Raw genomic sequence first — 15,382 nt, 5'->3', positions numbered from 1 at the left:
CAACAAGAAAAAAGGAGACACGCCATGTACCAACATTTTATTGAAGGCCTGCAACGCCTCGGCCGCGCGCTGATGCTGCCGATCGCAATCCTGCCGATCGCCGGCCTGCTGCTGCGCCTGGGCGACACCGACCTGCTGAACATCGCGGTGATGCACGATGCCGGGCAGGCAATCTTCGCCAACCTGGCGCTGATCTTCGCCATCGGCATTGCCGTGGGCTTTGCCCGCGACAACAACGGCACGGCCGGACTGGCCGGGGCCATTGGTTACCTGGTGATGGTCTCCACGCTCAAGGTGATGGACACCACCATCAACATGGGCATGCTCGCCGGGATCGCCAGCGGCTTGATGGCAGGCGGGCTGTATAACCGCTTCAAGGACATCAAACTGCCGGAGTACCTGGCGTTCTTTGGTGGGCGGCGTTTTGTGCCGATTGTCACCGGGTTTTCGGCAGTTGGGCTGGGCGTGATCTTTGGTTTGATCTGGCCGCCGATCCAGCATGGCATCAACAGCTTCGGCGTCTTGCTGATGGAAAGCGGCAGCCTGGGGGCGTTTGTGTTTGGCGTGTTCAACCGCCTGCTGATCGTTACCGGCCTGCACCATATCCTCAACAACATGGCGTGGTTTGTGTTTGGCACATTTACCGACCCGGTGACCGGGGCGGTCGTGACCGGTGACCTGACCCGCTACTTTGCTGGCGACCCCAAAGGCGGCCAGTTCATGACCGGCATGTTCCCAGTGATGCTGTTTGGCCTGCCGGCCGCGTGTTTGGCGATGTACCGCAATGCATTGCCGGAACGACGCAAGGTGATGGGTGGGATTTTCCTGTCGATGGCGCTGACCTCGTTTTTGACTGGGGTGACGGAGCCGATTGAATTTGCGTTTATGTTCCTTGCGCCGTTTTTGTACCTGATTCACGCCGTGCTGACGGGCCTGTCGATGGCTGTCACCAATATGCTGAATATCCACCTGGGCTTTACCTTCTCCGGTGGGTTTATCGACATGGTGCTGGGTTGGGGCAAGTCCACCAATGGCTGGCTGGTGTTCCCGGTGGGGTTGGCCTACGCGCTGGTCTACTACAGCGTGTTCAACTACTGCATTCGTCGGTTCAACCTCAAGACGCCGGGCCGTGAAGATATTCCGGTGATGCAGGCTGAGGTGATGACGGATAACCAGCGGGCCACGGCATACATCCAAGCCCTGGGCGGCGCGGAGAACCTGCTGAGCGTTGGCGCCTGCACCACACGCCTGCGGTTGGACATGGTGGATCGCAACAAGGCGGTGGATGCGGAGCTGAAAGCACTGGGTGCCATGGCTGTGGTTCGACCGGGGAACGGCGGGAGCTTGCAGGTGGTGGTTGGGCCGATGGCGGATAGCATTGCTGATGAGATTCGCTTGGCCATGCCGTCGTTTGTTGCCAGCACACCTATGACGGTTGCGCTTGTGGATAAGCCGCTGGCAGTGAATGTGCAGGAAGCCGAGAAATGGCTGAGCGCCTTGGGTGGCCGTGGGAATGTGCGGCAGCTGGAAGCCGTGGCGATGACCCGGTTGCGGGTGGAGTTGGGGGATGATTCGGGGTTGTCTGAAGCTGATCTCACTGCACTGGGTTGCCAAGGTGTCAGCCAGCTGGAAAGCGGTGCTTGGCACCTGTTGATTGGTGACAAGGCCTCCGGGTTGAGTGAGGCGCTGGAGCGGTTGGTTACCCACCCAATCAACGCCTGATCCCCCTGTGGCGAGGGAGCTTGCTCCCGCTGGGCTGCGTAGCAGCCCCTTGTTCAGAACACCCCTTTTTTCAGACAGAACGCTGTGGCAGGTTTTGGGGGCGCTTCGCACCCCAACGGGAGCAAGCTCCCTCGCCACAGGGTGTGGTGTATTCAGTTGCTGATCGGCACTTCCTGTAGGTCCAACACCCGATCGACCATCAACTGGATACCTTCCACCATTCGATGAATCCCCAGCACCGCATCACGCTGGGGGCCGTCGACGTCAAACGCCAGATTGCCCGCCAGTGCCTGGACTGATGCCAGGTCTTGGGAAGCATTGGCGAGCAGGGTTTCGCTGTTCAAGTTGGGTAGTACAGTGAAGAGTTGGTCGGCGGGCTGAGAATCAGATGGAGGATTTGGACTGTTTTTGATCATGGTAAAACTCCTAACAAAAAGTGGGAGCTACCGACATCACTTGCAGATGATGGGTGGCAGCTGTGTACGGGTCTGCAAGACCGAGTTGTTAGGAACCTCGGCAGACCCGAGGGTCTCCCGCACACAGCCACCATGAATCAATAACCGCTTTATGAAAGCGGCATGATTATAGGTGCGCTGTTCAGCACTAACAAATTATCGGCGGGCTTGCAGTCCCGGTCACTGAATTGGCAGCGACGGGAAAAGGTTAGTGAGGTGAGTTCCGAGGGACAACCTGAAAGGCTTGTAGGAAATCTCTGAGGCGCCAGTACCGACGCCATCGCAGGCAACGAAAACCCGGCCAAAGCCGGGCGCTTTAATCTCGGTTACTCAATCCGAGCAAACCGCTCAATAACAGGCTGTTCTCTATGCTCTGCCTGCCACAGGTCATAACTGCTCTGCATTGAGAGCCACATCTGGGCCTTGCTGATGCCCGCGCGCTCAAGCCGCACAGCTAGATCAGGGCTAACAGGCGCATGCCCATGAAGAATTCTTGAAAAGGTTTCCCTAGCGAAACCCAGACGTCGAGCAACTTCAGTGATCGTCATTCCCAGCCCGGGAATGACATCCTCAAGCAGTATTTCCCCTGGGTGAGGAGGATTGTGCATACCCATAAACAGACCCCTTCTCAGTGGTAATCCAGATAGTCGACCAGCTCGACTTGATCGTCATACATGCGAAAAATGATGCGCCAGTTACCACTGATGCTCACTGACCAGTAGTCGACAAGATCGCCCTTCAGGCGATGGAAGCGCCAACCTGGCAGTTCCAGATCGCTCCAATGAATCGCGCTGTCTAAAATCAGCAAGACACGGCGCAAGCGATTCACGTGGTTGGCATTGATCCCTTTCGTTGAGCCCGTTTCATAAAAGATGCGAAGGCCTTTATGTTTCCAACTAACGATCATGGCGCGATTGTGATGTGATACATCACGCCATGCAATAGCCGCATATCAGTTCTGGTCGTCAGACTCATAACATTCCACCACTGAGAAAATGCAAAGCAGGGAGGCTAGGGAGATGGGTTCCGAGGGACAACCTGAAAGGCCTGTGGGAAAGATCTGACGCGCCTGTCCCAACGCCTTCGCGAGCAAGCCCGCTCCCACATTCGACTGCATTCCTTCAGGATAAACGCGGTCGAATGTGGGAGCTGGCTTGCCTGCGATTGGCCCTTACAGCCAACAAAAAACCCGCTGACCAAACTGGCCCAGCGGGTTTCTTGTTTCTACAGCCAACAGATCAAAAATCCGCCAACTGCCACACCTCATACGCCGGTGTCTCATACGGATGGCTGAGTTTGAGTGCAGCCACGACAGCCACGATCAACTCATCCGCCACCACCAGCTCAACCTTCCATTCCTCAACCACTTCAACCTGGCCCACCTGCCCAATAAACGGCTGGCTGCCGTCCAACGCGCGGAATTGGCCCTGGCCCAGCACTTGCCAGGCGCAGCTGTCGTAGTTGCCGATGCGCCCGCCGCCAGCTGCGAAGACGGCGGTTTTCACCGTCTCCACGTGGCTGTCGGGCACGAAGAAGCTGAGCTTGTACACGGCCTTAGTTCACCCACACGCGGGCGTTGCGGAACATGCGCATCCAGGCGCCGTCCTCGTCCCACTCTTCCGGGCGCCACGAGTTCTGCACGGCGCGGAATACACGCTCCGGGTGCGGCATCATGATGGTCACGCGGCCGTCGCGGCTGGTGAGGCCAGTGATCCCGCGCGGCGAGCCGTTCGGGTTGGCCGGGTAGGTCTCGGTGACCTTGCCGTGGTTGTCGACGAAACGCAGGGCAACGGTACCGGACAGGTCAGCCTCAAGCAGGGCTTCTTCGCTGGCGAACTCGGCATGGCCTTCACCGTGGGCGATGGCGATTGGCATGCGCGAACCGGCCATGCCTTGCAGGAAGATCGAGTTGGACTCCTGCACCTGCACCATGGCGACACGGGCTTCGAACTGCTCGGAACGGTTGCGCACAAAGTGCGGCCAGAACTCGCTGCCTGGGATCAGTTCGCTAAGGTTGGACATCATCTGGCAACCGTTGCACACACCCAGGGTGAAGCTGTCGTTGCGTTCGAAGAAACCCTGGAACGCATCACGGGCACGGCTGTTGAACAGGGCCGATTTGGCCCAGCCTTCACCGGCACCCAGCACGTCGCCGTAGGAGAAACCGCCGCAGGCGACGAGGCCTTTGAACTCATTGAGGTCAACGCGACCGGCGAGGATGTCGCTCATGTGCACGTCGATCGCATTGAAGCCGGCGCGGTCGAACGCGGCCGCCATTTCCACCTGGCCATTGACGCCCTGCTCACGCAGTACGGCAACTTGTGGGCGAATGCCTTTCTTGATGTAAGGCGCGGCGATGTCCTGGTTGACGTCGAAGCTGAGCTTGGTGCTCAGGCCCGGGTTGTCTTCTTCCAGGATCACGTCGAATTCCTGCTCGGCGCAGTCGGCGTTGTCGCGCAGGCGTTGGATCTGGTAGCTGGTCTCGGCCCACTGGCGTTGCAGCAAGCGGCGCTGGCCGGCAAACACGGTGTCGCCGTTGAACGAGATGTTGATCTCGCCGTTGTTGATCGGCTGGCCGATCACCGCGACGCAGTCGTCCAGGCCGGCGGCGCTGAATTGTGCAAGCACGTCCGGGGTGGCGTCCTGGCGAACCTGGATCACTGCGCCCAACTCTTCGTTGAACAGGATGCCGTTGATTTCGGAGGCATCCTCGGCAACGCTGTCGAGCACGATGTTCAGGCCGCAGTGACCGGCGAAGGCCATCTCGACGACGCTGGTCAGCAAGCCGCCATCGGAACGGTCGTGGTAGGCCAGCAAGTGACCGTCGGCGTTGAGGCCTTGGATCACGGCGAAGAAGGCTTTGAGGTCTTCGGCGTCATCGACGTCCGGCGCGTGTTTGCCGAGCTTGCCATGGGTCTGTGCCAGGATCGAGGCGCCCATGCGGTTCTGGCCACGGCCCAGGTCGATCAGGATCAGGTCGGTAGTGCCCTTGTCCATGCGCAATTGCGGGGTCAGGGTCTGGCGGATGTCGGTGACCGGTGCGAAACCGGTGACGATCAGCGACAGCGGCGAAGTGACGCTCTTGTCGGTGCCGTCTTCGTTCCAACGGGTGGCCATGGACATGGAGTCCTTGCCCACCGGAATGGTGATACCCAGCTCAGGGCACAATTCCATGCCGACCGCTTTGACGGTGTCATACAGGCGTGCATCTTCGCCTGGGTGACCGGCTGCCGACATCCAGTTGGCCGACAGTTTGATGTCGGACAATTTACCAATGCGCGACGCGGCGATGTTGGTGAGGGTTTCACCAATGGCCATCCGGCCCGACGCCGGAGCGTCCAGCAGGGCCAGCGGCGTGCGCTCGCCCATGGCCATGGCTTCACCGGTGTAGACGTCGAAGCTAGTGGCGGTGACGGCAACGTCAGCCACGGGAACCTGCCACGGGCCGACCATTTGGTCACGGGCCACCAGGCCGGTGATGGTGCGGTCGCCGATGGTGATCAGGAAGCTTTTGCTCGCCACGGCCGGGTGGTGCAGCACACGTTCGATGCTGTCGGCCAATTCCAGCGTGCTTGGGTCGAAGTCATCGCCCAGTTCGGCTTCACGTACCGCCGAACGGTGCATGCGTGGGGCTTTGCCCAGCAGCACTTCGAGCGGCATGTCCACCGGGCTGTTGCCGAAGTGGCTGTCGGTAACGGTCAACTGCGGCTCGGCAGTGGCTTCGCCGACCACGGCAAACGGGCAGCGCTCGCGTTCGCAGATGGCCTGGAAGCGCGCGAAGTCTTCAGGGCCGACGGCCAGTACGTAGCGTTCCTGGGATTCGTTGCTCCAGATTTCGTGCGGGGCCATGCCCGGCTCGTCGTTTGGAATGTTGCGCAGTTCGAAACGGCCACCACGGTCGCCATCGTTGACCAGTTCCGGGAAGGCGTTGGACAAACCACCGGCGCCGACGTCGTGGATGAAGCTGATCGGGTTCTTGTCACCCAACTGCCAGCAGCGGTCGATGACTTCCTGGCAGCGACGCTCCATCTCAGGGTTTTCGCGCTGTACGGACGCGAAGTCCAGGTCTGCCGAGCTGGTGCCGGTGGCCATGGAGGAAGCTGCGCCGCCGCCCAGGCCGATCAACATCGCCGGGCCGCCGAGTACGATCAGCTTGGAGCCGACCAGGATCTCGCCTTTCTTGACGTGTTCTTCACGGATGTTGCCCATGCCGCCGGCCAACATGATTGGCTTGTGGTAGCCGCGCACTTCATCGCCACGCGGGGTGGTGATGGACTGTTCGAAGGTACGGAAGTAACCGGTCAGCGCCGGACGCCCGAACTCGTTGTTGAACGCGGCGCCGCCCAGTGGGCCTTCGATCATGATGTCCAGCGCGGTCACAATGCGCTCAGGCTTGCCGTACGGCACCTCCCACGGCTGTTCGAAGCCTGGGATCTGCAGGTTGGACACGGTGAAACCGGTGAGGCCCGCCTTGGGCTTGGCGCCACGGCCGGTTGCACCTTCGTCACGGATTTCGCCGCCGGAACCGGTGGCTGCGCCTGGGAATGGGGCAATCGCGGTCGGGTGGTTGTGGGTTTCAACCTTCATCAGGATGTGCACCGGCTCCTGCACCGCGCCGTACTGGCGGGTTTCAGGGTCCGGGAAGAAACGGCCGGCGACGGAGCCGACGATCACCGAAGCGTTGTCCTTATAAGCAGACAGAACGCCTTCGCTGTGCATCACGTAGGTGTTCTTGATCATGCCGAACAGGCTTTTTTCCTGGCTTTCGCCGTCGATGTCCCAACTGGCGTTGAAGATCTTGTGACGGCAGTGCTCGGAGTTGGCCTGGGCAAACATCATCAGTTCGATGTCGTGCGGGTTGCGCTTCAAGCCGTTAAAGGCGTTGACCAGGTAGTCGATCTCGTCTTCGGCCAAGGCCAGGCCCAGCTCGGTGTTGGCCTTCTCGAGGGCGGCGCGGCCACCGCCGAGCACGTCAATCGCGGTCAGCGGCTTGGGCTCGGCGTGGCTGAACAGGCCGGCAGCCTGTTCCAACTGGCTGACGATGATCTGGGTCATGCGGTCGTGCAGGCTGCTGGCGATCAGCTCGGCTTCGGCATCGCTGAACTGGCCGGCGACGTAGAAAGCGATACCACGCTCCAGGCGCTGGATTTTGTCCAGGCCGCAGTTGCGGGCGATATCGCTGGCCTTGCTCGACCAGGGCGAGATGGTGCCGAACCGCGGCAATACCAGGAACAAGCGGCCGTTAGGCTCTTGAACCGGAACGCTTGGGCCGTACTTCAGAAGGCGCGCCAGCACTTGCTGTTCGTCGGCGGTCAACACGCCGGTAACGTCGGCGAAGTGAGCAAATTCAGCATACAGGCCTGTAACCGCTGGAACCTTCTGGCTCAGTTGCTCAAGGAGTTTGCTGTGGCGAAAGGCAGAAAGGGCAGGAGCGCCGCGCAGGATCAACATCTTCGGGACAGCCTCGGGAAGGGGGTGTGCTTTGAGGCCGTGCATTCTAGCGTAAACCGTCGCCAACGGCACCCGAAACGCTACCGGTGGCTGGCGCCGAACGTCAGTTGGCCGGATTACAGCCCTTTCGAGGGGTCATAGTGGGCATTCGGCGCAGTTATTTTAACCGTCACAATCCCCTGCCAAGCCACGTTTCTGCGGGCTACAGCACAGTTTTGCGGGCGCTAGCAGACAAGTCCCGCGCTGTCGAGATATGGCGCCGTGGGCCGTTTGCGTATACTGCGCAGATGTTCTCCCCAACTGCTTTGCGCCCGCGATGCGCCAAATGGCTCATCGCAACCGGACTCTTCCTGATGCTCAGCGCCTGTGTTGATAAGCCCAGCACGCTCGAGCGAATCAAGGAGGATGGCGTATTGCGGGTGGTTACCCGGAACAGCCCGGCGACTTATTTCCAGGACCGCAACGGTGAAACCGGTTTCGAATACGAACTGGTCAAGCGCTTTGCCGACGACCTGGGCGTGAAGCTGGAGATCGAGACCGCCGACAACCTCGACGATCTGTTCGGCCAGTTGGGCAAGCCCAACGGCCCGGTCCTCGCGGCGGCCGGCTTGGTCAGCAGTGAACAGCGCCAGGCGCAGGTACGTTTCTCCCACCCTTACCTTGAAGTCACCCCGCAGATCATCTATCGCAATGGCCAGTCCCGCCCGACCAATGCGGCGGACCTGGTGGGCAAGAAGATCATGGTGCTCAAGGGCAGCACCCACGCCGAGCAACTGGCGGCGCTTAAAAAGCAGAACCCTGCCATTGAATACGAAGAATCAGACGCCGTTGAGGTCGTCGACTTGCTGCGCATGGTGGACGAGGGCCAAATCGACCTGACCCTGGTGGACTCCAACGAAGTGGCGATGAACCAGGTGTACTTCCCCAACGTGCGCGTGGCGTTCGACCTCGGCAATGCCAGCAACCAGAGCTGGGCCGTCGCCGCCGGTGACGACAACAGCCTGCTCAACGAGATCAACAGTTACCTGGATAAAGTCGAGAAAAACGGCACGTTGCAGCGTCTGAAAGACCGCTACTACGGGCATGTCGACGTGCTCGGCTATGTGGGCGCCTACACCTTCGCCCAACATCTGCAGCAGCGTTTGCCCAAGTACGAAAAACACTTCCGCGCCTACGCCAAGGAAGAAAAGGTCGATTGGCGCCTGTTGGCAGCCATTGGCTATCAGGAATCGCTGTGGCAGCCGGCCGTTACGTCCAAGACCGGCGTGCGCGGCCTGATGATGCTGACCCAGAACACTGCCCAGGCGATGGGCGTGTCCAACCGCCTGGACCCCAAGCAAAGCATCATGGGCGGTGCCAAGTACCTGGCCAAGATCAAGGATGAACTGGACGACAGCATCGCCGAGCCGGATCGCACCTGGTTCGCCCTCGCCGCCTACAACGTCGGCACCGGCCACTTGGAAGATGCCCGCACCTTGGCCAAGCGCGAAGGCCTGAACCCGAACAAGTGGCTGGACGTGAAGAAGATGCTGCCGCGCCTGTCGCAGAAGCAGTGGTACAGCAAGACCCGCTACGGGTATGCGCGCGGTGGGGAGCCGGTGCATTTTGTGGCGAACATCCGGCGTTACTACGACATCCTCACCTGGGTGACCCAGCCGCAGTTGGAAGGCAACCAGGTGGTCGAAGGCAACTTGCATGTGCCGGGCGTGGACAAGACCAAGCCGCCGGAAGATAACCCGCAGTTGTAAGAACACAGCAAAACCCATGTGGGAGGAGGCTTGTCCCCTCCCACATTTGGATCTCCACCTGGCTTAGAGGCCGGTGAGCAGATGCACTACGCCGCCCGCCAACACCATCACCCCAGACACACCTGCCGCCCTCAACGCCGCCTCATCCACCCGCCCCGCATCCTGCAACTGCACCCGCACCCGCGTCAGCGCCACACGCTGCTGCGACTTGAGATTATCCGCGCCACCCAATGCCCTCAGCATGTCGGCCGACAACAGACTTTGCTTTGGCGCAGTGACGGTCTCGGCAATCAAATCCGGCGTCAGCGCCTTCCAGAACGCCCGCTGTAATTTCTCGAACATGCTCAGTGCTCCACGACAGGTGAGGTTTCAACGGTAGCCGCGTGATATTGGCGCAGGGCCTCACGCACTTGGGAGGCTTCTTCCAGGCCCAACACCTGGCGGGCGATGATCTGGCAGTCAGCCAGGTCCAGCTCGCGCACGGTGGCCTTGATGGTGGGGATCAACGGCACGCTGACCGACAACTCGTCCACACCCAGCCCGATCAGCACCGGCACCGCCAGCGCTTCGGACGCCAACGCGCCGCACACGCCCACCCATTTGCCATGGGCGTGGGCGGCCTTGACCGTGGTGGCGATCAGGCGCAGCACCGCCGGGTGGAAGCTGTCGGCCTGGCTGGCCAATCGCGGGTGGTCGCGGTCCATGGCCAGCGTGTATTGGGTCAGGTCATTGGTGCCGATGGAGAAGAAGTCCACATGGGGGGCGAACACGTCCGCCATCAGCGCCGCCGATGGCACTTCAATCATGATGCCCAGCTTCGGCAACTCGGTGAGCTTCAGCGCCAGCGCTTCCTCTTCAAGGATCTTGCGCGCCAGGTGCAGCTCCGACAGCAGGCTGACCATCGGCAACATGATGTGCAGCCGCGCAAACCCGGCACTGGCGAGGATCGCGCGGAACTGTTCGCGCAGCAGCTCAGGACGTTCCAGGCACAGGCGAATGCCGCGCAGGCCAAGAAAGGGATTGGTCTCAGCGTCCATGGGCACATAGGCCAACGGTTTGTCGCCGCCAACATCCAGGGTGCGCACTACCAGGTTGCGCTCGGAGCCCAGGGCGCGGGCGATCGCGGTGTAGGTGCCGGCTTGCTCCTCGGGGCTCGGCGCGCGGTGGCGATCCAGGTAGAGGAACTCCGAACGCAACAGGCCGACACCTTCGCCGCCGAGGGTCAGGGCGTGCTCCACTTCTTGCAACGAGGCCACGTTGGCGGTGACTTCGACGTGATGGCCGTCGCGGGTGGTGGCCGGTAACGACGCCTGCGCCACGTCGCGCTGATGGCGCAGCGCCTGCTGTTTGCGCGCGGCCTCCAGGTGTTCGATCTCGGCCAGGTTCGGCTCCAGGTGCAGCTCGCCTTTGTCGGCGTCGAGCAGCACCTGTTTGCCATTGGCCAACCCCAGCACGTCGGCCGAAACACCGCAAATGGCCGGCAGGCCAAGGGCACGGGCGAGGATCGCGACATGGCTGGTCGCGCCGCCGCCGACGGTGACGAACCCCAGCACTTTGCGGGTATCCAGGCTGGCAGTCTGCGAAGGCGTCAGTTGTTCGGCGATCAGGATTGCACGTTCCGGCAAGTCCCAGGCACTGTCCTGAATCCTCAGGATCAGCTTCAGTACACGCTGGCCGACGTCCGCCAAGTCTGCCGCACGTTCGGCCAGCAGGGCATTGCCTGCCCCCTGGAACAGCTTGGCTGTGGCGAGCGTGGCACGGTTCCAGGCAAAGGCGGCGCTCTTGCCGTCAGCCAGCAGACTGTGGGCTTGTTCGAGCAAGGTCGGGTCCTCGAGCAATTCCTGATGAGCGCGGAGAATCTCCGCCTGGGCACTGCCGCAAGCCTTGTCTTGCAACGTTCGCAGGGCCTCGGTGGCAGCCAGCAAGCCACGCGCCAGGGCGGCACGCTCCGTCGCTTCATCCGTACCGTGTTCAGGAATGGCCAGTTCGGGCTCGATCACCTGAACCACCTGGCCAAATGCCGAACCCGGTGAGGCGCACACGCCTTTAAGCAACGTCGCCGACAATACCGTCGCGGCCGGTTCGGCAACGGTCGCCACCGCCTCGCCACAGCCTTGCGCCAACAAGGCCACCAGTGCCTTGATCGCCGCCTCGGCATCCTCGCCCGCCGCGCTCACTTGCAGGGTGTCGCCCTTCACCGTTTGCAACGCCATGATCGCCACCAACGACTTGGCGTTGGCGCTCTGGGTTTGCTTGTGCAGGTAGATGCTGGCCTTGAAACCCTTCGCCGCCTGGGCGAATACCGCCGCTGGGCGAGCGTGCAGGCCGTTGGCGTTGGGTAAGGTCAGCGGCTTGGAAAACAGTGCCTCGCCCTCCTCTTCGTCCGCTGCTTTCACGGCCTCACCTGAGGATAACTGCAACAGCGGCTGGCCCGTTTCCACCAGGCCGTCCGCCAACAGGCTGAAGGGCTCGCCGCTGACCACCAGCATCAAGGTCAGCAAACTGCGTGCGTTGAGTGCCACGTAGTCGGCATCGAATTCGATCAACGGCTGACCGGCCTCCACCCGCTGGCCTTCCTGCACCAGCCGGGTGAAGCCCTGGCCTGCCAGGTTCACGGTGTCCAGGCCGATATGCATCAGCACCTGAATGCCGTTGTCATCGGTGACACTGACCGCATGCCCACTGTCCTGGATGTTGCTGATCACCCCAGCCAGCGGCGCGCACAGCGTCTGCGACGTGGGGTCGATGCACAGGCCATCGCCGATCAGGCGGCTGGAGAATACCGGGTCGGGGACCTTGTCCAGTGCCAGCAGCACACCGGACAGGGGCGCCAGCAGTTCCAGGGATTTAGATGGGGTCATGACTTCACCTGCTGTTTTGTTCTGTAAAAATCATTGGGTGATGCAACCCCAAGATGACGACGATCCAATGTGGGAGCTGGCTTGCCTGCGATAGCATCGCCTCGGTTTTACTGAAAGACCGAGTCGCCCGCATCGCAGGCAAGCCAGCTCCCACACAAAGCGCATTCACATGAGTTCGCGCTATTTCCACCAGTATTCGACTTGCACACCCACGTTCGACCCATGCCGCGCCGTGCCATAGGAACCGGTATCAGATAACGCCGACCCCGCCGCCAATTCATTCGCCGCGCGCTTGGCCGCCTCGTTCCAGGTTGCATAGGTGTAGTACAAGCGCACCTCCGGCCGCGCCCAGAATTCCGGGCCTTTGGGGGACCAGGTCGGGGCGAAGGTGAATTTGCTCAGTTTGCGGGTGCCGCCAGTGGCGTCGACCTGATCATGCCCAAGCTCGGTGACCAGTTTGAACTGCTCGCTGATCGCATACGCCGGGCGCACACCGATGGACATCCAGGTCTGGTCCTGGCTGCCGGGACGAATATCCTTCTGGTACACCGCCTCGACCTGTCCACCAAAACGCGGGGTCACCTGCCAGTCGAAAAACTCCACGGCGCGGTAACTTTTGCTGCTGTTGTCCAGGAAGGTATTGCCGGTGTAGCCCAGGCCGGTGCCGGGCCCTTCGCCGTACTGCAAGGCGAACTTGTTCTTGCCACCCAGGAAAGGTTTTTGCACATGCTGCGCAGTGATCGCCCAGCCGCTGTTGGTGTCACGCCCGCCAGCTTTTTCGATGTAGCTCAGGCCCAGTTCCAGCTCGCCGCCGGGGTTGGTCTTGAAGCCCGCGACGTTGAAGTCGTGACGGGTGGCGTATGCCTTCTGGTACAGGTTGTCCTTGCGCGAAATGGCGTAGCTGTATTTGAGGTCGCCGATCAGCACGTCCTCAATCCCGCCGCCCGTGGCGCTCTGGTTCCAGTAGTAGAAGTCGGAGATATGGATGTCGTTACGTTTGTAGTAACGCCGACCGGCCCACAGCGAGCCACCATTGAGGCTGGGCAGGTTGGACCATTGTGCATACAGCTGCGGCATGCGCGCGGTGCCGTTGTTTTCGCCCTGGAATTTCAGCTCACGATCGTACTTGTTGTAGAGCGAAGCCATTGCATCGACGCTGAGCACCGAGCCGTCATCAAGGGTGAGCAGGTCCTGGCGCAGTTCCAGCTCGGCGTATTGCTCGCATTCGTTACCCAGACGGTACTTGGTTTGTGCCCCCGGCAGTTGGAAACATTGCTGTGGGCCGCTGCCCGTTGAAGTGCCCGCGCCGCTGCGCAAGTAACCGGCGAATTCCAACGCCTGAGCGCCAAACGGCAGGCTCAGACAAGACGCAACGAGGCCCAGCTTTATTGTTGTTTTCATGCAGCACTCCGATATTTTTATTATGTTTTTTCCAAGCGCCCCGTGCTCCCACACGGGGTTACAACGGGCCTCAGTCCTTGAGGTGCAACACAAACGATTCGTACGGGCGAAGCGTTACCGTGCCCGTACGCACCGGGCAGTCCGGGTGGTTGCTGATCAGCAGGCGTTGTTCGCTGGCCGGGTTGATGACGCCGTCCGGCAGTTGGATTTCGCAGGGCGTGACGTAAAAGTTGTTCAGCACCAGCAGCCGCTCGCCATGGCCTTCGCGCAGGTAAGCCCAGACCTGCAGATGGTCTTGCAGCAGCTGGCGATAAACACCGGCCTGGATCAGCGGCTCGTGACGGCGCAAGGCGATCAGCGCACGGTAGTGATGCAGCACTGAATCCGGGTCATCCAGCTGGCGCTCGACGTTGATCTGCGCCGCATTGGCCGGGATGCCGATCCACGGCTCGCCGCTGCTGAAACCGGCGTTCGCCTGGGCATTCCACTGCATCGGCGTGCGGCCGTTGTCGCGGGACTTCTGCATGATCGCGGCCATGCTCGACGCCTCGGACTCGCCCGCATCGCGCTTGAGCCGGAAGATGTTGAGGGTCTCCACATCGCGGTACTGCTCGATCCTGTCGAAGCCCGGATTGGTCATGCCCAGCTCTTCGCCCTGGTACACAAATGGCGTGCCTTGAAGGAAGTGCAGCGCGGTCGCCAGCATCTTGGCCGAGACCACACGGTGCTCACCGTCATGGCCGAACCGCGAGACCACCCGTGGCTGGTCGTGGTTACACCAGAACAGCGCGTTCCAGCCGCCACCGGCCTGCATGCCCAGTTGCCAATCCGAGAGGATCTGCTTGAGCTGCAGGAAGTCGAAGTCGGCCTTCACCCACTTCTGAAGGTTCGGGTAATCGACTTTCAGGTGATGAAAGTTGAAGGTCATCGACAGCTCTTTCGACTCTGGCCGTGAGTAGCGGATGCAGTGTTCGAGGCTGGTGGACGACATCTCGCCGACGTTGATCAGGTCGTGCCCTTCGAAGACTTCGCGGTGCATTTCCTGCAGGTAGTCGTGCACGTTCGGGCCGTCGGTGTAGAAGCGACGGCCGTCGCTGCTGTCTTCGGGGAAATCGGCGGGCTTGGAGATCAGGTTGATCACGTCCAGGCGGAAACCGCCCACGCCTTTGTCGCGCCAGAAGCGCATCAGCTTGAACACCTCGGCGCGCACCTTGGGGTTTTCCCAATTCAGGTCGGCCTGGGTGTGGTCAAACAAGTGCAGGAAGTACTGCCCGGTTTGCGCCTCGTATTCCCAGGCCGAGCCACCGAACTTGGATTCCCAGTTGTTCGGCTGGTCGCGCCAGATGTAGAAGTCGCGGTACGGGTTGTCGAGGCTGCTGCGCGCCTGCTGGAACCACTCGTGTTCGATGGACGTGTGGTTGACCACGATATCGAGCATCAGCTTGATGCCACGCTTGGCCGCTTCGCTGATCAGCAGGTCGCAGTCGGCCATGGTCCCGTAGCTGGGGTCGATGGCGTAGTAGTCGCTGATGTCGTAGCCGTTGTCGCGCTGTGGCGAGCGCAGGAACGGGGTGATCCACAGGCAGTCGACACCCAGCCATTTGAGGTAGTCGAGTTTGTCCACGATGCCCAGCAGGTCACCGGTGGCGTTACCCGCGTGGCTGTGGAAGCTTTTGGGGTAGATCTGGTAGATCACCGAGTGTTGCCAGTTTTGCATGGTGGGTTCCTTCAGTTGATTTTTGTG

Annotated in this window: 11 protein-coding genes; 2 read left to right on the top strand and 9 right to left on the bottom strand. The window is 61.1% G+C overall.

The features are described 5' to 3' along the window. Positions 1-24 precede the first annotated feature (24 nt). The gene (gene nagE / locus AC3ZU9_RS02515; protein WP_490090278.1) at positions 25-1,722 is read left to right on the top strand and encodes an N-acetylglucosamine-specific PTS transporter subunit IIBC; all 1,698 of its coding nucleotides are present in this window, start codon (positions 25-27) and stop codon (positions 1,720-1,722) included. A 152-nt stretch (positions 1,723-1,874) separates the two neighbouring features. Here the strand turns inward: nagE and AC3ZU9_RS02510 are convergent, their stop codons facing one another. The 5 genes from AC3ZU9_RS02510 to purL form a co-directional block, all read right to left on the bottom strand. After that, positions 1,875-2,138, bottom strand: a complete 264-nt coding sequence (locus tag AC3ZU9_RS02510; RefSeq protein ID WP_015885714.1) for a DUF6124 family protein — start codon at positions 2,136-2,138, stop codon at positions 1,875-1,877. A gap of 365 nt (positions 2,139-2,503) precedes the next feature. Next, positions 2,504-2,791 (bottom strand): HigA family addiction module antitoxin, encoded by a 288-nt coding sequence (locus AC3ZU9_RS02505; RefSeq protein WP_010207958.1) that lies wholly within the window; start codon positions 2,789-2,791, stop codon positions 2,504-2,506. A 14-nt stretch (positions 2,792-2,805) separates the two neighbouring features. Beyond that, positions 2,806-3,084: a type II toxin-antitoxin system RelE/ParE family toxin gene (locus tag AC3ZU9_RS02500; protein ID WP_015885715.1), complete on the bottom strand. Its 279-nt coding sequence runs from the start codon at positions 3,082-3,084 to the stop codon at positions 2,806-2,808. A gap of 331 nt (positions 3,085-3,415) precedes the next feature. After that, positions 3,416-3,727, bottom strand: a complete 312-nt coding sequence (locus tag AC3ZU9_RS02495; protein WP_015885716.1) for a YqfO family protein — start codon at positions 3,725-3,727, stop codon at positions 3,416-3,418. Between the two features lie 4 nt (positions 3,728-3,731). Beyond that, positions 3,732-7,628: a phosphoribosylformylglycinamidine synthase gene (gene purL / locus AC3ZU9_RS02490; protein ID WP_015885717.1), complete on the bottom strand. Its 3,897-nt coding sequence runs from the start codon at positions 7,626-7,628 to the stop codon at positions 3,732-3,734. Between the two features lie 287 nt (positions 7,629-7,915). Here purL and mltF point away from each other — a divergent pair, with 287 nt between their 5' ends. After that, positions 7,916-9,376 carry a membrane-bound lytic murein transglycosylase MltF gene (mltF, locus tag AC3ZU9_RS02485; protein WP_015885718.1) on the top strand — a complete coding sequence of 487 codons (1,461 nt, stop codon included), beginning with the start codon at positions 7,916-7,918 and terminating at the stop codon, positions 9,374-9,376. 63 nt (positions 9,377-9,439) lie between these two features. Here the strand turns inward: mltF and AC3ZU9_RS02480 are convergent, their stop codons facing one another. The 4 genes from AC3ZU9_RS02480 to treC form a co-directional block, all read right to left on the bottom strand. Then, positions 9,440-9,718, bottom strand: a complete 279-nt coding sequence (locus AC3ZU9_RS02480) for a PTS sugar transporter subunit IIB (RefSeq protein ID WP_043205847.1) — start codon at positions 9,716-9,718, stop codon at positions 9,440-9,442. A gap of 2 nt (positions 9,719-9,720) precedes the next feature. Next, positions 9,721-12,237: a phosphoenolpyruvate--protein phosphotransferase gene (ptsP, locus tag AC3ZU9_RS02475; RefSeq protein WP_490090277.1), complete on the bottom strand. Its 2,517-nt coding sequence runs from the start codon at positions 12,235-12,237 to the stop codon at positions 9,721-9,723. Positions 12,238-12,417: 180 nt separating this feature from the next. After that, a complete protein-coding gene (locus AC3ZU9_RS02470) occupies positions 12,418-13,638 on the bottom strand; it encodes a maltoporin (protein WP_046035244.1) in 1,221 nt (406 codons plus the stop codon). Positions 13,639-13,708: 70 nt separating this feature from the next. Further along, entirely contained in the window at positions 13,709-15,355 is a 1,647-nt protein-coding gene (gene treC, locus AC3ZU9_RS02465; protein WP_490090276.1) for an alpha,alpha-phosphotrehalase, read from the bottom strand. Positions 15,356-15,382: the final 27 nt, after the last annotated feature.

This window comes from Pseudomonas sp. A39, from assembly GCF_058145955.1.
This window is presented reverse-complemented; position numbering and strand designations above follow the sequence as displayed.